The 18,072-nt window shown below is 71.4% G+C and carries 15 protein-coding genes; 8 read left to right on the forward strand and 7 right to left on the reverse strand.

Going from position 1 to position 18,072, the window contains the following annotated elements; genetic code table 11:
• Positions 1-141 precede the first annotated feature (141 nt).
• Both ACZ7LU_RS31085 and ACZ7LU_RS31090 read right to left on the reverse strand, forming a co-directional pair.
• Entirely contained in the window at positions 142-1,563 is a 1,422-nt protein-coding gene (locus ACZ7LU_RS31085) for an amino acid permease (protein WP_468560446.1), read from the reverse strand.
• Positions 1,564-1,698: 135 nt separating this feature from the next.
• A complete protein-coding gene (locus ACZ7LU_RS31090) occupies positions 1,699-3,117 on the reverse strand; it encodes an amino acid permease (protein ID WP_471918631.1) in 1,419 nt (472 codons plus the stop codon).
• 262 nt (positions 3,118-3,379) lie between these two features.
• On the opposite strand from ACZ7LU_RS31090, the gene ACZ7LU_RS31095 reads away from it, so the two are divergent.
• A complete protein-coding gene (locus ACZ7LU_RS31095) occupies positions 3,380-3,958 on the forward strand; it encodes a biotin transporter BioY (RefSeq protein WP_398297800.1) in 579 nt (192 codons plus the stop codon).
• A 10-nt stretch (positions 3,959-3,968) separates the two neighbouring features.
• Here ACZ7LU_RS31095 and ACZ7LU_RS31100 read toward each other — a convergent pair whose 3' ends face one another.
• A complete protein-coding gene (locus ACZ7LU_RS31100; RefSeq protein WP_468083915.1) occupies positions 3,969-5,228 on the reverse strand; it encodes an FAD-binding oxidoreductase in 1,260 nt (419 codons plus the stop codon).
• Between the two features lie 215 nt (positions 5,229-5,443).
• Positions 5,444-6,892 (reverse strand): amino acid permease, encoded by a 1,449-nt coding sequence (locus ACZ7LU_RS31105; protein ID WP_471918632.1) that lies wholly within the window; start codon positions 6,890-6,892, stop codon positions 5,444-5,446.
• A gap of 205 nt (positions 6,893-7,097) precedes the next feature.
• Here ACZ7LU_RS31105 and ACZ7LU_RS31110 point away from each other — a divergent pair, with 205 nt between their 5' ends.
• From ACZ7LU_RS31110 to ACZ7LU_RS31120, 3 genes are all read left to right on the forward strand, one after another.
• A complete protein-coding gene (locus tag ACZ7LU_RS31110; protein ID WP_398297796.1) occupies positions 7,098-7,583 on the forward strand; it encodes a ribose-5-phosphate isomerase in 486 nt (161 codons plus the stop codon).
• A gap of 90 nt (positions 7,584-7,673) precedes the next feature.
• A complete protein-coding gene (locus tag ACZ7LU_RS31115; RefSeq protein WP_471918633.1) occupies positions 7,674-8,486 on the forward strand; it encodes an Fpg/Nei family DNA glycosylase in 813 nt (270 codons plus the stop codon).
• A 72-nt stretch (positions 8,487-8,558) separates the two neighbouring features.
• Positions 8,559-8,786: a superinfection immunity protein gene (locus ACZ7LU_RS31120; protein ID WP_398297792.1), complete on the forward strand. Its 228-nt coding sequence runs from the start codon at positions 8,559-8,561 to the stop codon at positions 8,784-8,786.
• Between the two features lie 17 nt (positions 8,787-8,803).
• On the opposite strand, the gene ACZ7LU_RS31125 is transcribed toward ACZ7LU_RS31120, so the two are convergent.
• Entirely contained in the window at positions 8,804-10,033 is a 1,230-nt protein-coding gene (locus tag ACZ7LU_RS31125) for a GNAT family N-acetyltransferase (RefSeq protein WP_471918634.1), read from the reverse strand.
• 127 nt (positions 10,034-10,160) lie between these two features.
• Between ACZ7LU_RS31125 and ACZ7LU_RS31130 the strand changes: the two genes are divergently transcribed.
• Entirely contained in the window at positions 10,161-11,336 is a 1,176-nt protein-coding gene (locus ACZ7LU_RS31130; protein WP_398297788.1) for a PP2C family protein-serine/threonine phosphatase, read from the forward strand.
• Between the two features lie 18 nt (positions 11,337-11,354).
• Here the strand turns inward: ACZ7LU_RS31130 and ACZ7LU_RS31135 are convergent, their stop codons facing one another.
• The gene (locus ACZ7LU_RS31135) at positions 11,355-12,518 is read right to left on the reverse strand and encodes a cation:proton antiporter (protein WP_471918635.1); all 1,164 of its coding nucleotides are present in this window, start codon (positions 12,516-12,518) and stop codon (positions 11,355-11,357) included.
• A 254-nt stretch (positions 12,519-12,772) separates the two neighbouring features.
• Here ACZ7LU_RS31135 and ACZ7LU_RS31140 point away from each other — a divergent pair, with 254 nt between their 5' ends.
• The 3 genes from ACZ7LU_RS31140 to ACZ7LU_RS31150 are packed head-to-tail and all read left to right on the forward strand — an operon-like array spanning position 12,773 to position 16,508.
• Positions 12,773-13,591: an ABC transporter ATP-binding protein gene (locus ACZ7LU_RS31140; RefSeq protein ID WP_471918636.1), complete on the forward strand. Its 819-nt coding sequence runs from the start codon at positions 12,773-12,775 to the stop codon at positions 13,589-13,591.
• Positions 13,591-16,047, forward strand: a complete 2,457-nt coding sequence (locus ACZ7LU_RS31145; protein WP_471918637.1) for an ABC transporter permease — start codon at positions 13,591-13,593, stop codon at positions 16,045-16,047. Before ACZ7LU_RS31140 ends, ACZ7LU_RS31145 begins: the two co-directional genes overlap by 1 nt.
• On the forward strand, positions 16,044-16,508 hold the full coding sequence (locus ACZ7LU_RS31150) for an HD domain-containing protein (RefSeq protein WP_470976385.1): 465 nt from the start codon (positions 16,044-16,046) through the stop codon (positions 16,506-16,508). Before ACZ7LU_RS31145 ends, ACZ7LU_RS31150 begins: the two co-directional genes overlap by 4 nt.
• Before the next feature lie 7 nt (positions 16,509-16,515).
• On the opposite strand, the gene ACZ7LU_RS31155 is transcribed toward ACZ7LU_RS31150, so the two are convergent.
• A complete protein-coding gene (locus ACZ7LU_RS31155; RefSeq protein WP_471918638.1) occupies positions 16,516-17,727 on the reverse strand; it encodes an acyltransferase family protein in 1,212 nt (403 codons plus the stop codon).
• Positions 17,728-18,072: the final 345 nt, after the last annotated feature.

The following is an 18,072-nucleotide window of genomic DNA, read 5'->3' on the forward strand; positions in this document are numbered from 1 at the left end:
CAAGTGCAGGCTAGCAGCAGGAACCCTGAGAAGTTGATCAGCCCTTCGTCCTAGGTCCGCAGGGGAATACCGGGACGCGAGAAGGCCCCGGACCACGAGGTCCGGGGCCTTCTCGTACGTCTCGTCTCGGGCTGCGACGCCCTAGGCGGCCGCCGCCCGCTTCTCCGCCATCTTCTGCCGCACGAACCCGATCACGGCGAGCCCCAGCGTCAGCGCGCCCGTGGCGAGCAGCTGCTTGCGCGTGTCCGGCTGGTCGGTCATCAGGTAGAAGACGTACGCCATGGCGGCCAGCGCCACCCAGGTGAGGAACGGGAAGCCCCACATCTTCACGACCAGCGTCTCCGGAGCCTCGCGCTCCGTCCTGCGGCGCAGGATCAGCTGCGAGACGGCGATGAAGATCCAGACGACCAGGATCATCGCGCCGATCATGTTGAGCAGCCAGGGGAAGACGTCGTCGGGGCTCCAGTAGCTGAGCAGGACGCAGACGAAGCCGAAGACCGAGGAGGCGAGGACGGCCAGGCGCGGGACGCCGCTGTACACGCGGCCGAGCACCTTCGGGCCCTGGCCGCGCTCGATCAGGGAGTACGACATGCGCGAGGCGCCGTAGATGTTGGCGTTCATCGCGGAGAGCAGGGCGACCAGGACGATGACGTTCATGATCTCGCCGGCGCCGGGGATGCCCAGGTGGTCGAGCGTGGCGACGTACGGGCCCTTGGCGACGACTTCCTTGTTGTCCCACGGCAGCAGCGTGACGACGACGAGCATCGAGCCGACGTAGAAGACGGCGATGCGCCACATTGCCGTGCGCACGGCCTTGGCGACGCTCTTGACCGGGTTCTCGGACTCGGCGGCGGCGATCGTGACGGTCTCCAGGCCGCCGTACGCGAAGACGGAGGCGAGGAGGCCGATGATCAGGCCGTCCGTGCCGTTCGGCATGAAGCCGCCCTCACCGGTGAGGTGGGCCGTGCCGGGGGCCGGGACGTCCGAGCCCGGCAGGATGCCGAGGATCGCGAGGGCGCCGATGCCGAGGAAGAGCGTGATGGCGCCGACCTTGAGGGCGGCGAACCAGAACTCGAACTCGCCGAAGTTCTTCACGGCCGTCAGGTTCGCGCCGCAGAACACCAGCATGAAGAGGGCGACCCACATCCACTTCTCGGTGTCGGGGAACCAGCCCACCATGATCTCCGCAGCGCCGATGCCCTCCAGGCCGACAGCGACGCAGAGCAGGAACCAGAAGCCCCAGCCCGCGGTGAAGCCCGCCCACGGGCCGATGGCCCGCTCGGCGTGGACCGAGAAGGAGCCCGACGCCGGGTTCGCGGCCGACATCTCGCCCAGCATGCGCATCACGAGCATGACGAGCGCGCCGGACAGCGCGTAGGCGAGGACGATCGAGGGGCCGGCCGCGGCGATGCCCGCCCCGGACCCCACGAAGAGACCGGCCCCGATCACGCCACCGAGAGCGATCATGGAAAGATGCCGCTGCTTGAGGCCGTGCACGAGCGGCGAGTCGGCCTTGGGGACCTCTTCGGGTGCTGCGTCCTGCTGGGTGGACGTCCGAGACATGGGCGTGCCCTGTTCAGTAGCCGAGACGGGGGAGCGAGCGGCCCACAGTCTGAGGTCCGGTACCGCTGACAGGGAACACTTGACCGCTATACGGACACGACGCTCACACGTCGTGAAGAAATGCGCACAACAAGTTCATCTGCCGTTCACACGTGCCGCGTGCCACTCCCGCAGCCCCGCGATCGCCAGGACGAGCCCCGTCGCCCCCGCCGACCACAGCAGCTGTGGCCGCGCCCCCTCGTCCGTCAGCATCAGGCCGAGCACGGCGGCCATCGCGGCCAGCGCCGCCCACGTCAGATACGGGAACGCCCACATCCGCAGCACGAGCCGCTCAGGGGCCTCCCGCTCGATGCGCCTGCGCAGCCGCAGCTGCGAGACCGCGATCAGCGCCCATACGAAGAGGAGCACCGCCCCGACGGAGTTGAGCATGTAGAGGAAGACGGAGTCCGGCCACTTCAGATTGAGGACGACCGACACGAAGCCGAAGGCGACGGACGCGAGGACCGCGCGGCGCGGCACCCCACCGCCCGACACCTTCAACAGGGCCTTCGGCGCCTCGCCGCGCTCCGCCAGCGAGAAGACCATCCGGGACGAGCCGTAGAGGTTGGCGTTGAGCGCGGAGAGCAGCGCCACGAACACCACGATGTTCATGATGGTCCCGGCCGACGGCACTCCGATCGAGTCGAGGACCGTCACATACGGACTGGCACCGGCCCGCTGCGCCGTCCAGGGCAGCACCGTCACGATGACGAGCATCGACCCGACGTAGAAGAAGAGGATGCGGTAGACCGCGCTGCGCACCGCGCGGGCGACCGAGCGCACCGGGTCGTCGGACTCGGCGGCCGCGATCGTCACGACCTCCAGGCCGCCGAACGCGAAGACGACGGCGAGGACGCCCGAGACGACGCCCTCCCAGCCGTTCGGCAGGAAGCCGCCCTGCCCGGTGAGGTGGGTGAGGCCCACCGGGTCCGTGTCGGGCAGCACGCCGAAGACCGCGAGCAGCCCGAGGACCAGGAACGCGACGATCGCGAAGACCTTCAGGGCCGCGAACCAGAACTCGAACTCGCCGAAGTTCTTCACCGAGGCGAGGTTGGCCGCGGTGAAGACCAGCATGAAGATCAGCACCCAGGCCCACTGCGGCACCGCGGGCGCCCAGCCGTGCGCGATCTGCGCGGCGCCCGTCGCCTCCACGGCGAGCACGACCACGAGCAGGAACCAGTAGAGCCAGCCGACGCTGAACCCGGCCCACCGGCCGAGCGCGCGCTCGGCGTGCACGGAGAAGGAACCCGAGGCGGGCATCGCGGCCGACATCTCGCCGAGCATCCGCATCACGCACATCGCGAGCGCGCCCGCGATCAGGTACGAGACGACGATGCCGGGGCCCGCGACCGAGATCCCCGCCCCCGACCCCACGAACAGTCCGGCGCCGATGACGCCGCCGAGCCCGAGCATGGTGAGGTGACGCTGCTTGAGGCCGCCGGAGAGCGGCTCCGACACCGTCTCCGGCATGCCCCCGGTGCCGGGTACCGAGCGGTCGGGGGGTGCGTCGTGCATGGTGCTCAGGCTGCTCTCGGGGTCACAGGACTTTGGCGGGACTCCACAGTCTCCCCGGGCGGCCGCCCCTCGCGCAAAACGGGGCACCCACCCGCCGACCTCCGTGACGAGCGTCACGCCGCCCGAGGTGTACGAGCACCGCTTTGTACGGAGCCCACCAAGGCCCCGCCCCCGGGTTGTCGGCCGATGACCGTGTTCCCGCGCCACCGCCTGGGATAGCGTCGACGCGTTCCCCACCTGCCCACGTCCCCGCGGAGTCCCGATGAGCATCGCCGCTGCCACCACCCGTCCCGGCCAGGTCCTCGCGGACCTGCTGCCCGCGTCCCGCGTGAAGGACGCGGCGCTCGTGCTCGGCGGCGCCGCGCTCACCGGGATCGCCGCCCAGATCGCGGTGCCCGTGCCGGGCTCCCCGGTGCCGGTGACCGGCCAGACCTTCGCCGCGCTGCTCGTCGGCACGTCGCTGGGCGCCCGCCGCGGCTTCCTGTCGCTCGCGCTGTACGCCCTCGTGGGCATGGCGGGCATGCCGTGGTTCGCCCAGGCGGGCTCCGGCGTCGCCGCCCCGTCCCTCGGCTACGTCCTCGGCATGCTGCTCGCCGCCACGGTGGTGGGCGCGCTGGCCCGCCGCGGCGGCGACCGCTCGGTGCTGCGCACGGCGGGCACGATGGTCCTCGGCTCGGCGATCATCTACGCGGTCGGCGTCCCGTACCTGGCCGCCGCCACCGGCATGTCGCTGACCCAGGCCGTCGCCGCCGGCCTCACGCCCTTCCTGATCGGCGACGCCCTGAAGGCCGCGCTCGCGATGGGCGCGCTGCCCACGGCGTGGAAGCTCCTCGACCGCTGACAGCGGGCGTCTAACCGACGTTGTGGTTCCGCCTGAAGAGGTTCGCCGGGTCGTACGTGGCCTTCAACGCGGCGAGCCTCTTCAGCGTTTCCGGGTCGTACAGCCCCTCCGGCCGGTCGTTGCCGCCGAAGACGAAGTTCAGGGAGCGCCCCAGGGTCTGCGGTGCCAGGAGCCCGAACGCCTCCGCGTGCACCTTCCGCTGGGCCTCGACGTCCGTCCCGTCCAGCGGCGACAGGAGCCGCAGGAGCCAGCCCGCCTCGCGGTAGGGCACCGCGTTCCGCGCGGGCCGGGCCAGGGCTCCGCCCAGGTGGTTGAGCTGCAGGACGTGCATGGTGGCCGCGCCGGGCCCGGCGAGCGCGAGGACGTCGGCGGCCGCGTCGACGTCGAGCTCGCTCAGGAGCACGTTGTCGCCGTAGAAGGCGTGCGGGAAGTCCGGGTCGCCGTGGATGGAGGGGCTCTCGGCGTACGGCATCTCGCGCAGCGTGTCCGAGACGGTGGGGCCGATCTCCCGCAGGGGTGCCACGAGCCGCTCGCCGTCGGCCGCCGAGCCGGTGGAGGCGACCCGGATCAGGAGGAGGTAGCGGCCCTTCAGATGCGGCGGGAGCTGCGGCAGGTCCGGGTAGACGAGCGCCGCGAGCGACGAGGTCACCTCGTCGGGCAGGGTCCGCGTCCACTGCTCGTAGCCGCGCAGCACGGCGGCCGGGTCGACCACGCCGCCGTCGAACGCGAGAGCGCCGCCGTACAGCCTGGCCACCGGCACCAGACCGATCTCGAGCCCGGTGACGACGCCGAGGTTCGCGCCGCCGCCGAGCAGCCCCCAGCAGAGCTCGGGGTCGCTGTCCGCCGTGACGTGGCGCAGGACGCCATCCGCGGTGACGACGTCGAGCGAGCGGACGTGGTCGGCCGCGTATCCGAACTCCCTGCCGAGGATGCCGAGTCCGCCGCCGAGGGTGTACGAGACGGCGCCCACGCTCGGCGCCGTGCCGTTGAGCGGGGCGAGGCCGTGCCCGACCGCGGCCTCGACGACCTGGCCCCAGCGGGCACCGGCGCCCACGGTGACGGAGCGCGCTTCGGGGTCGACGCGCACGGAGTCCATCCGCCGCGTACTGATCAGGACGCCGCCCTCCGACGCGCCCGGCACGCCGTGCCCGGTGGCCTGGACGCCGACGGGCAGGCCGGCCCCGGCGGCGTACGACACCGCGGCGACGACGTCGTCGGCGCTCTCCGCGCCGAAGACGATGGCGGGCCGCGTCGCGAAGCCGGTCTGCATGCCGGCGAGTTCCTCGTCGTATCCGGGATCGCCCGGCCGGAACACGAGTCGCTGTGCGGTGAAGTCCACGGGAGCCTCCGTTGAGCGGCCGGGCGGCGTCCGACCGCCGCCCTGCCTGCATACGTTGAGACGGGTGTCTCGTCTGACAGGGAGAGCATCCCTCACAGACGTGAACACCCGTCGTCAACTGTCCCGGCGCTCCACCGGAATTCAGGTCAGGCGGCCGTCCGGGGCCGCACCTTCTCGCGGACGAGCGAGAAGACGACGACGAAGGCGGCGGCGAGGAGCGAGAGCAGTACCTGCTTGCGTCCTGCCTCGTCGGTCAGCATGTAGACGAGCACGAACGAGATCATCGCGATCGTGACCCACGTCAGGTACGGGAAGAGCCACATCTTCACGACGAGCTTCTCCGGCTCCTCGCGCAGGATGATCCCGCGCATCCGCAGCTGCGTGAAGCTGATGATCAGCCACACGAAGAGGGCCACCGCGCCCGAGGAGTTGAGCAGGAAGTCGAAGACGGTGTCCTTCCACTGGTAGTTGAACCAGACGGCGACGAAACCGAAGACGACGGAGCCGAGGATCGCGGCCATCGGCACGCCCCGCGCGTTGGTGCGCGCGAAGGACTTGGGCGCGTCGCCGCGCTGGCCGAGCGAGAAGGCCATGCGGGAGGCGGTGTAGAGGCCGGAGTTGAGGCAGGAGAGCACGGCCGTGAGGACGATGACGTTCATGACCTGGCCGGCGTGCGGAATGCCGATCGAGTTCAGTGCGGCGACGTAACTGCCGTGCTCGGTGATCGACTTGTCGTTCCACGGCAGGAGCGTGATGACGACGAAGATCGAGCCCAGGTAGAAGACGCCGATGCGCCAGATGACGCTGTTCGTCGCCTTGGTGACGGCGCGCTGCGGGTCCTCGGACTCGCCCGCGGCCAGGGTGACGATCTCGCTGCCCATGAAGGAGAAGACGACCATCAGTACACCGGTGAGGATGGCGCCGGCGCCCTTGGGCATGAACCCGCCCGCGTCGGTGAGGTGCGCGAATCCGGCGCCGGGGTTGTCGGAGCCGGGCAGCAGCCCGAAGACGGCGAGCAGACCGATGACGACGAAGCCGCCGATGGCGACGACCTTGATCCCGGCGAACCAGAACTCGAACTCGCCGTACGAGCCCACCGAGACGAGGTTCGTCGCGGTGAGGACGACCATCACGATCAGCGCCCAGCCCCACTGCGGGACGGCGGGTATCCAGCCGTTGAGGATGACGGCGCCGGCGGTGGCCTCCACGGCGAGCACGACGACCCAGAAGAACCAGTACAGCCAGCCGATGGAGAATCCGGCCCAGCGGCCGAGCGCCTGGTCCGCGTAGGTGGAGAAGGAGCCGGAGGCGGGCCGGGCGGCGGCCATCTCGCCGAGCATCCGCATCACGAGGACGACCATCGTGCCGACGAGGGCGTACGAGATCAGGATCGCGGGCCCGGCGGCGGCGATGCCGGAGCTGGAGCCGACGAAGAGGCCGGCGCCGATCACGCCGCCGATGGCGATCATCGAGAGGTGGCGGTTCTTCAGACCCGCCTTGAGGCCGTCGCCGGTGTCACCACTCTGGCCTGACTGCGGATCCCCAGGGGATGCGGGGCTGCTGTCTGCCTTCGCAAGGGAGGGTTGCGAGGTCATGGACGAATCCTTAAGTTCTCGGGTCACGAGCCCCCGCATTCAAACTCAGGGGCGAACGGGACGGAAGTCCTGAATCCGGATCGTTGTATTCCGGCCAATGGCCTGGACCAAGGTCCCGTCCGGAGTGATTCCGGGGAGATCTCGACAAGATCAAGGTCCTGCCCGCTCGCGGCCACCCGCCCCGCGACATGCCACACTCGGTCCCATGCGCGTGTACCTCGGCTCGGATCATGCCGGCTACGAACTCAAGAACCACCTGGTCGAATGGCTCAAGAGCCACGGCCACGAGCCCGTCGACTGCGGGCCCCACATCTATGACGCCCAGGACGACTACCCGCCGTTCTGCCTGCGCGCCGCGGAGAAGACCGCCGCGGACCCGGAGGCCCTCGGCATCGTCATCGGCGGCTCCGGGAACGGCGAGCAGATCGCCGCGAACAAGGTGAAGGGCGTGCGGGCGGCCCTGGCCTGGAGCGAGCAGACCGCGGCGCTCGGCCGCGAGCACAACAACGCCAACGTGATCTCGATCGGCGGCCGCATGCACACCCAGGAAGAGGCGACGAAGTTCGTCGAGATCTTCCTGGCCACGCCGTACTCGGGTGAGGAGCGTCACACGCGCCGCATCGAGATGCTGTCGCGGTACGAGGAGACGGGCGAGCTGCCGGAGATCCCGGCGCACCACCCGCAGCCGTAGCGAGGCCACGGGGCCCTGCCCCGGACCCCGTCCTCAATCGCCGGAGGGGCTGATCCTCAGCCCCTCCGTACTCACGTCCGGAGGGACACCGTGCCGGAGGGGCACACCATTCACCGGCTGGCGGCCGACCACCGGGAACGCTTCCTGGGCCGCCCGGTCCGGGCCACCAGCCCGCAGGGCAAGTTCTCCGACAGCGCCGCCCTCCTCACCGGCCAGGTGCTGGACAGCGCCGAGGCCCACGGCAAGCACCTCTTCCTGGGCTTCGCCGAGACCGGCTGGGTCCACATCCACCTCGGCCTCTTCGGCAAGTACGCCCTCGGCGAGTGCCCCGCCCCGCCCCCCACGGACACCGTCCGCCTGCGCCTGCAGACCGAGTCGTACTACTCCGACCTGCGCGGCCCCACCACCTGCGCCCTCATCACGGACGAGGAGAAGCGGGCGATACACGACCGCCTCGGCCCCGACCCCCTGCGGGACGGGGACGACCCGGAGAAGGCCTACCGCCGCATCTGCCGCAGCCGCACCACCGTCGCCGCCCTCCTCATGGACCAGAAGGTCATCGCGGGCGTCGGCAACGTCTACCGGGCCGAGGTCCTCTTCCGGCACGGCATCGACCCGTACACCCCCGGCAAGGACCTCACCGAGGCGCGGTGGACCGCGATCTGGGCGGACCTCGTGGAGTTGATGCGCGAGGGGGTGCGGCTGAACCGCATCGACACCGTCAGGCCGGAGCACACCCCGGAGGCGATGGGCCGCCCGCCGCGCGTCGACGACCACGGCGGCGAGGTCTACGTCTACCGCAGGGCGAACCAGCCCTGCCACCTCTGCGGCACCGACATCCGCACCGCCGACCTGGCCGCCCGCAACCTCTTCTGGTGCCCGACCTGCCAGCGCCCGGCCTGACCCGGGCCTTTGCCCCGCTTAAGATCCACTGACCGCTTTCACCAGTTTCACCGGCTCAACGGGGGCTCTCGCATGTTCGGCACCACATGGATCGACGGACCGATCGCCATCGCGATCGGCGTGCTCTTCGTCGCCTTCTTCCTGCTGCCGTCCCTCATCGCCTTCAACCGGGACGCCGAGAACCGCTGGCTGGTCCTCGTCATCAACCTCGCCTTCGGCGCCTCGGTCATCGGCTGGCTGATCGCCCTCTACCTCGCCACCCGCCGGCCGAAGGCGGCCCGGTCGCCCCGAACCGCCTAGCGTCTGCCCGGCAGATCCTAGAACCCGTGCGGCAGCCACGGCGCCACGTCGGAGCCGAAGGCCACCGAGGCCTCGGTCAGGGCGCCCTGGCGCAGTTCCCGCACCCGGCCCGCGCCCGCCAGTGACGTCAGGGATGTGCCGCCGAGGTAGGCGGCGCCCAACTCCCGTACGGACAGGGTGAGATCGGCCGCGTCGTCCGTGCGCTCGCACGAGGCGCCCTTCGTGTCGCCGGTGAGCCGCCAACGCCCCGCGTTCCAGGGGCAGAAGGCGTCCTCGACCTCGAACACCACGTCCAGGGGCGTCTGATACGTCCGCGCCTCCAGCGCCGCGCCCACCTCGACGAGCCGCACGTGCAGCGAGTCGGCCACCCGCAGGTCGCACCGGCGGACGTCCGAGACGAGCTGGAGCAGCGGGTCGTCCACCGGCCGGTTCCGGGCGACGACCGACGACGTCAGGTCGATGTCGAAGAGGAACCGCCACAGCGCCGCGTACGCCGCCGGGTCGAGCGCCTCGATGTCGCGCACCCTCACCACGCCCTTGGGGCCCTTGGTGTCCCACTCCGGCTTGATGGCGTACCGCACATAGCCGACGAGCTCCCCCGCGCGCTCGGCGACCACGCACTGCAGCGGTGACGCGCCGTCCCTGCCCTCCTTCGGGTCGAGCAGCCCGAGCCGCTCCCAGCCCGGCTGCCGGGCCAGCATCCCAGGACGCCCGGTGACCCGGCGTGCGTACAGCGCCTCGCACGCGTCGTGGACATCGGCGGCCTTCGCGTACCGGAGAGATACGTCATCCGTGCCGACGGGGACGGACAGCCGCACCCGGGTCGTGTCGATGTCGGCCCGCAGTATCTGGGTGGCCGCGCCGTACCCGAAGCGGCCGTAGATGGCCGGCTCCGACGCGGTGAGCACGGCCAGCGCCTCGCCCCGCGCGCGCACGTCGTCGAGCTGCCGCCGCATCATCGACGTCAGGATCCCGCGCCGCCGGTGCGTCGCCGCGACGCCCACCATGGTCACGCCCGCCGCGTCCACCAGCGCGCCGCCCGGCACGGAGATCCGGAAGGAGAACGCCCCCGCCGCCCCGACACAGGCGTCCCCGTCCCACACGCCCATCGACCGGTCGAACTCGACGAGCTCGTGCCACAGCTCCTGCTCCTCCCGGGACTCCGGCACGCCGCCGAACGCGACGTCCAACGCCCCGTACCAGGTGTCCCATTCGGTCTTCGCGAGCGTGCGCAAGTCTGTCGTCATATGCCATGCCTACCAGGGCGATACGCCCGGTGCGACAGGATTTCCACGCCCGCGGCCCGCCTCCGACGGGGGACAACCGGGACCTCCCGTGCGAAGTACGCGGCCCGCTGGATAAGGTCCACGAGCAATGGTGGTACGACGAGAAGGGCGCGCGCACCGCGAACGGCGCGCGGAAGCCGACACGTTCACGGCCCGGATGAAGAAGAGGGTGCACCGGGCCCGTATCGTGCTGCGCAAATCCGGGGTCGACTACTTCCGCGGCGACGGCTCCGACTGGGTCGCGCTGGCCGGACTGCTCCTCACCGTGCCGGTGATCACCTTCTGCACGATCGTCAACAACGTGTGGTTCTCACCGGCCGCGCTCGTCCTGCCCATCGTCGCGGGCGGCCTGCTGCTGCGCCCCGCCAGCCTGCTCGGTCTCTACGCGGCGTCGGCGGTGGCCCTCATCGTGGAGTCCGTCCGGCTCGGCCCGTACACGGAAGGCGCCTCCCGCGTCACACCCGGCGTCGTCCTGGTGGTCGCCGCCTGCGGTTTCTTCGGACTCCTCATCGCCCAGTTCCGCAGCCGGGTCGGCGTCCCCTGGCGCGGCGGCGGCACCATGCTCTTCGACCTGCGCGAACGCATCCGCGTGCAGAGCAAGCTGCCGAAGCTGCCGCGCGGCTGGCACCGTGAGATGGCGCTGCGCCCGGCCGGCGGCCAGTCCTTCTCCGGCGACTTCGTGGTCGCTGCCCGCACGAACGGCGGCCGCACCCTGGAGGCCGTCCTCACCGACGTCTCGGGCAAGGGGATGGACGCCGGGTCGCGGGCGCTGCTGCTCTCCGGCGCGTTCGGCGGGCTGCTCGGCTCGCTGCCCCCGCACGCCTTCCTGCCCGCCGCCAACGGCTATCTGCTCCGCCAGGACTGGGACGAGGGCTTCGCGACCTCCATCCACCTCGTCCTCGACCTGGAGACCGGCGACTACGAACTGTTCTCCGCGGGCCACCCGCCGGGCCTCCAGCTCAGCGCGGGCAGCGGCCGCTGGGAGGAGAAGGCCGGGCAGGGCCCCCTCCTCGGCGTCTACGACGGCGCGCAGTTCGACCCCGTCAAAGGCGTCCTGCGCCCCGGCGACGTCCTGATGCTCTTCACGGACGGACTCGTCGAGACGTCCGACCGGGACATCGCCGAGGGCATGGACCGGCTGACGGGCGAGGCCGACCGGTATGTGGCCGGGGGCTTCCACGGCGCGGCCTGGCATCTGATCGAGGCGGTCGCGAAGGACGTGAACGACGACAGGGCGCTGCTGCTGATCTGCCGGGAGGCGTGAGCCGCCCCCGGGCACGGCCTAGGCCGCGTCCGCCAAGGCGTGGTCGCGGCCACCCGGCAGGATCCGCGCCAGCCACTCCGACCGTCCCGCGGCCAGCGGTCCGAGGACCGCGAGCAGCAGCACGTACCCCGCGATGAAGGGGGAGAGCCGCTCGTCGAGGCCCGCGCCCGCCGCCATCGTGGCGAGGATCAGCGCGAACTCGCCGCGGGCGAGCAGCGTCGTGGAGATGTTCGCCGCGGGGCCCGCCCCGAAGCCGTACACCCGCGCCGCCCCGAGGCCCGCGAGGACGTTCATCAGGAGCGTCACCGCGACCGCCGCGAGGACGGGCCAGAGCACGACCGGCAGGTCGCCGGGGTCGATGGAGAGTCCGAACGCGAAGAAGAAGATCGCCCCGAACGCGTCGCGCAGCGGATGCACCAGCTTGCGGATGCGGTCGCCGGACGCCGTGCTGCCCAGCATCAGACCGACCATGAACGCGCCGATCGCGTCGGCCACGCCGAACCACTCGGAGACTCCGGCGACGAAGACGGCGGCGCCGAGGAAGGAGATGACGAGCAGCTCGTCGTCGCGGGTGTCCATCAGCCGGCCGACGAGCCGGGTGCCGAAGCGGGCCGCGAGCGCGAGGAGCAGCAGGAAGCCGAAGGCCTTGCCGCCGTCGAGCACGGCCGCCGAGAGGCTGTCGGCGCCGGACAGGATCGGCTGGAGCGCCGCGAGGTAGAGGGCAAGGAAGATGTCCTCGACGACGATGATGCCGAGGATCGGCTTGGTCTCCGGATTGCCGAGGCGGCCGGTGTCGACCAGGACCTTCGTGACGATCGCGGAGGACGAGATGCCGAGCACTCCGGCGAGGACCAGCGCTTCGGAGGTGCCCCAGCCGAGCGCGAATCCGAAGCCCAGGCCGGCGCCGACGTTCAGGGCGAGGTAGGTGCCTCCGGCGACGGCCATCCTGCGGCCACCGGTCTTGAGGTCGTCCATGTGGAACTCGAGGCCCAGATAGAAGAGCAGCAGGACCAGGCCGAGCGCCGAGAGCATCTCCAGGTCGTGGGGGTCGGAGACCAGGACCACGCCGGGGGTGTGCGGGCCGAGGAGGATCCCGGCCAGGATGAACAGGGGAATGGTGGGAAGTCCGATGCGGCCGCCGAGGCGGGCGAGGACGGCGGCGGCCAGAAAGGCACCGCCCATGGCTATCAGGGTGTCTGCGTGTCCGATGGGCCCGCTCCTTCGAGATATCGGGTCAAGGATTCGTAAAGAACGCGTCAATAGTTAGCTTACCAAAGGGTTTCCCGGGGGTGCCGGTGAGTCGCCCCCGGGGGTGCGGACGAGCCGAGGGGTGGGGTTTCCCCTACCTGGCATCGGCCGGGAGCCGTCATGGTCCACAGCACCCCCTTCTCCGTACGTTCGAGAGGTCGAATTCGTACGGAGAGGTGGACAGGAACATGGGGCTGCGGCGGAAGAAGAACCAGGTCGTCGAGGAGGACGTGCGCGTCGTCGGCGCGTCGGCACACGGCGACTGGGCCGTCGAACTCCGGGGCGTCCGCCGCCAGTACGGCCGTGGCTCCGGCGCCGTGCACGCCCTCGCCGGCATCGACCTCGCCCTGCCCCGCGGCAGCTTCACCGCCGTCATGGGACCCTCCGGCTCCGGCAAGTCCACCTTCCTGCAGTGCGCCGCGGGCCTCGACCGGCCGAGCGCCGGCACCGTCCGCCTCGGCGGCACCGAGATCACCGGCATGAGCGAGAACAAGCTCACCGCCCTGCGCCGCACCCGCCTCGGCTTCGTCTTCCAGGCCTTCAACCTGCTGCCGTCGCTGACCGTCGAGCAGAACGTAGTCCTGCCGATGCGCCTCGCCGGACACCGCCCCGACCGCCGCAAGGCCGCCGAGATGCTCACCCGCGTCGGCCTCGGCGACAAGGCGCGCCGCCGCCCCGGCCAGCTCTCCGGCGGCCAGCAGCAGCGCGTCGCCATCGCCCGCGCCCTGGTCACCCAGCCCGACGTGATCTTCGCCGACGAGCCGACCGGCGCCCTGGACACCACCACCGCCACCGAGATCCTCGCCCTGCTGCGCTCCGCCGTCGACGGAATGGGCGCCACCGTCGTCATGGTCACCCACGACCCGGCCGCCGCGGCCTACGCCGACCGCGTCCTCTTCCTCGCCGACGGCTCCCTCGTCGACCGCCTGGAGCGCGCCTCCGCCGCACAGATCGCCGCCCGCATGACGGCCCTCACCGCGCCCTCGTACGCGGGGGTGGCCGCGTAATGGCGTACGTGCCCAACGGCCTCGCCCGCGCGGCCGTCCGCTTCAAGCCCGCCGCGTTCGCCGGCACCTTCGTCGCCCTGATGATGGCCTCGCTGATCGTGGCCGCCTGCGGCATCCTCCTGGAGACGGGGCTGCGCGCCTCCGTGCCGCCCGAGCGCTACGCGGGCGCCCCCGTGGTCGCCGCCGCCGACCAGTCCGCCCACTTCGTCAGCGGCAGCGGCGACAGCAGGTCCGAGTCGAACACCCCGCTGCCCGACCAGGCCCGGCTCGACGACTCCCTGGTCGCCAAGGCCGGTGCGGTGCCCGGCGCCCGAGCCGCCGTCCCCGACGTCACCTTCCCCGTGCACTCCGGCGGCAAGGACGTCACCGCACACGGCTGGGGCTCCACCGCCTTCACCGGCGAGAAGCTGACCGCGGGCCGCGCCCCGCAGCCCGGCGAAGTCGTCCTCGCCGCACCCGGCGCCTCCGTCGGCGACCGCACCACGCTCACCACCGCGGACGGACCGCGCGACTTCCGCGTCTCCGGCACGGTGAAGGCCCAACAGGGCGCGCCCACCGCCTGGTTCGCCGACGCAGAGGCCGTCCGCCTCTCCGGCCACCCCGGCCGCGTCGACGCCATCGCCGTGCTGCCCAAGGCGGGCGTCCCCGCCGACACCCTCAAGTCACAGGTGGCGCACGCCCTCGGCAAGAAGGCCGACGTCCACACCGGCGACGACCGCAGCGCGGCCGAGGGCTCCGAGCTCGCCTACGCCAAGGAACTGCTCACCGCCCTCGGCGGCTCCTTCGGCGGCATCGCCGCGCTCACCGCCGTCTTCACCTCGGCCGGCACCGTCGCGCTCTCCGTCGGCCAGCGCGCCCGCGAATACGCGCTGCTGCGTGCCATCGGCACCACCCCGCGCCAGGTCCGCCGCACCATCGCCACCGAGACCCTGCTCGTCGCACCGGTCGCGGGCGCGGTCGGCGTGCTGCCCGGCATCGCCCTGGCCACCTGGTGGTTCGGGCAGCTGAAGGAGAAGGGCGCGGTCCCCGAGGCCGTCGACCTGTCCGTCTCCTTCATCCCGCTCGTCTCCGCCGTCGGCGTCGCCGTCCTCACCGCACTCGGCGCCGGGTACATGGCCGCCCGCCGCCCCTCCCGCATCAAGCCGGGACAGGCGCTCAGCGAGGCGTCCGTGGAGCGGGTGCCGCTCGGCTGGATCCGTACGCCGCTGGGCGTCGCCGCCGCCGTCGGCGGCGCGGTCTTCGCGGGCTTCGCCGCGCACAACACCGGCGAGGACGCGGCGAACGCGGCGCTCGGTGTCGTCATGCTCTTCATGCTCGCCGTGGCCCTGCTCGGCCCGCTGGTGGCCCGCGGCTGCGCCGCCCTGTTCGGCCTCCCGCTGCGCGGCGCCGGAGCCCCGGCCGCACTGGCCGCCGCCAACTCCCGTACGAACGCCCGCCGCCTCGCCTCCGCGATCACCCCGATCGTCCTCGCCATGGCCTTCTCCTCCGTCCTCGTCTTCATGCACACCAGCGAGGACCGGGTCGCCGCCGACCAGCAGCGCGCGGGCATCACCGCCGACCACATCGTCACCTCCGCGTCGGGCCTCGCCCCGGGCGCGGTGACGAAGGCAGCCGACGCCGACGGGGTCACCTCCGCCGTCGGCCTGCTCAAGACCTCCGTGCTCGTCCCCGTCGGCTCCGGCGGCGACCGCTGGCTGGAGTCGGCGTCGGCGCAGGGCGTCACCGGCACCGCCGCCGACCTCGCGAAGGTCCAGGACCTGAAGGTCGAGACGGGCGCCCTGCGACTCGGCAGGGGCGAGATCGCGGTCGACGCCAACCTCGCCCGGTCCGCGCACGTGAAGGCCGGCGACCGCATCGACATCCGCCTGCCCGACGGCACCAAGGCCGCGCCGAAGGTCGTGGCGACGTACGGCAGGGGGCTCGGCCTCTCCCAGGCGACCCTGCCCGCGGCCGACCTGAAGCAGCACGTCACCTCGTCCTTCGCCACCGAGATCTGGACGAAGGGCGGCTCGGAGCGGTCCCTCGCCGGCCTCGGCACCCTCAGGGACCGCGACGGCTACGCCACCGCCCAGTCCCTCGACCGCGAGCTCAACGCCTGGGCCAACACCACGATGGCGGCCGTGCTCGGCGGCTTCGCGGCCGTCGCCGCGGTCAACACCCTGGTGATGACGGTCCTCGACCGCCGCCGCGAACTCGGCACGCTGCGCCTGATCGGCTCCACGCGCCGCCAGGTGATGCACATGATCCGCTGGGAGGCGCTGCTCGTCGCCTGCGCGGGCATCGTGATCGGCTCGGCGATCGCCCTCGCCACGCTCGTCCCGATGATGAAGGGCCTGACCGGCGAGTCCCCGTACATCCCGCCGCTGACGTACGGCTCCTTCGTGGGCGCGGTCCTGGTCCTCGGCCTGGCCTCGGCGACGATCCCGGCGCGGGCGGCGCTAAAGTCGGCCGCATGACGTCCGTCGGCCGAGGTCAGCAGCTCCTGTCCCTTCCCGAGGTGGAGGCCCTCGCCCGCGAGGCCCACGCCACCCAGACCGACAAGGCGGGCCGCCCCTACGCCGAGCACCTGCGGGCCGTGGCCGACGGGGTGCGCGCGAGGGGCGGCGACGACGAGCAGATCGCCGCGGCCTGGCTGCACGACTCCGTCGAGGACGACGCCCTGTCGGAGCGGTGGCTGCGCGAGGCCCCCCTCGCCCCGCGCACGAAGGACATCGTCCTGGCGCTCACCAAGCGCGCCGGGGAGTCCAAGGAGTCGTACGCGGAACGCATTCTCGCCACCCCCGGCGCCCGCCTGGTGAAGGAGGCGGACCTGGCCCACAACGCGGACCCGGCCCGCCTCGCGGTGCTCGACGCGACGACAAGGGCGCGCCTGACGGCGAAGTACGCCACCATGCGCGCCCTGTTGGGGATCCGCTGAGGGTCCGCTAGCCGGACCTGCCCCGTTCCCGGGCGAGCTGCGCCGCGTCCCGCCTGAAGGCCCACTCCATCTTGGGCTCCATCGCGAAGCGGAACATCCGCTGCACCGGAGGCGTGCACAGCAAGGTGACGACCGTGGCGGCGACCACCGTCACGAAGATCTCGCCGAGCGGCTTGTGCAGCCATGCGTAGTCCTCGAACCAGCCCCAGAAGCGGGAGCCCTTGGCGAGGAAGCCGTGCAGCAGGTAGCCGTACAGCGTGCCGGCGCCGAGGATCGTGAACCACATCTTGCGGCGCGGCACCCATGCGAAGAAGCACGCGGTGAGGACGACGGAGCAGCCGAAGAGCGCCAGCGTCATCACGATGCCGACCCACCACGGCACGCCCAGCTCCTGGGCGCTGTCGCGGCGGTAGAACCACACGGAGGTCATCCGGGGCGCCGCCCAGTAGGCGAGGAGCACCGCGGCGGCGAAGACCGGCACGGACAGGATCCGCACCTCACGGCGGCGCACCAGCTGGAAGTACTCGGGCTTCATGAAGAGGCCGAGCACGAAGAACGGCATGAACTGCAGGACGCGCTGCAGATCGAGGTCGTCGCCGATGTCGGGCGAGATCACGGCGAGCATGGCGACGGCCAGCGCGAGCGGCACCGGCCAGCGCACGATCTTCCACAGCGGCACGGTGAGCCGCCACACGAAGAGCGCGACCAGGAACCAGGTGAGGTACCAGGGGTCGAGCAGGCTGATCGGATGACCGGGATCGTCGTCGGCCCAGCGCTTGAAGAGGCTGTACGCGACCTCGAAGATGACGTACGGCACGGCGACGCCGGTCACGAGCCGCTTCAGCCGGTCGGGGCGCATGTCGAAACTGCGCGAGAAGTAGCCGGAGATCACGATGAACGCCGGCATGTGGAAGGTGTAGACGGTCATGTACAGCGCCTCGGCGGCGCGGCTGTGATCCGTCAGCGGTTCCCATGCGTGGGCCATCGCCACGAGGACGATCGCCAGGTACTTGGCGTTGTCGAAGAACGCGTCCCGCTGCTTGGCGGGCTTCGACGTGCTCTGGGCGGTGCTGCGGCCGACCGGGGTGGGGGGAGCTGTGGCGGTGGCCTGCTGGGTCGTCGGGTGGGGGGCGCGGGGGATGGTGACTCCGGCCGCCGGCGCCTGGGCCGGGGGGAGCGGCGCCCGGTGGCGTCCGTGCGGGTGCACCGAGTTGGTCACAGGCCCTCCCACCACGAGCTCGGTGAGACGATCCGGGACCGCACTGCGCCTGCGGGGGTGGTGGCAGCGTGGAACATCTGAGGCACCCTAGCGTCGCCCCGGTGTATTCGTAAAACCCCCGTCGCTTTCGTCGGCTCAATCCCCGGGAATCGGTTGAGGCGACAAAGAGAGTCGACAAAGAGATGTGCCAGTATGCGCGCGCATCGCGTCCGGTACGTCACAACTCATCCGGTTTAAATGGTGCATAACACCCCCGGCCGACTCCGGTGAAATGTCCGGTTGGCCGAATGGGAATTTCTTGCGAACGTCGTGTGTGGCGGTGGCAACGATCACGTCGAATTCACG

It is taken from the genome of Streptomyces sp. NPDC039462 (assembly GCF_055639375.1).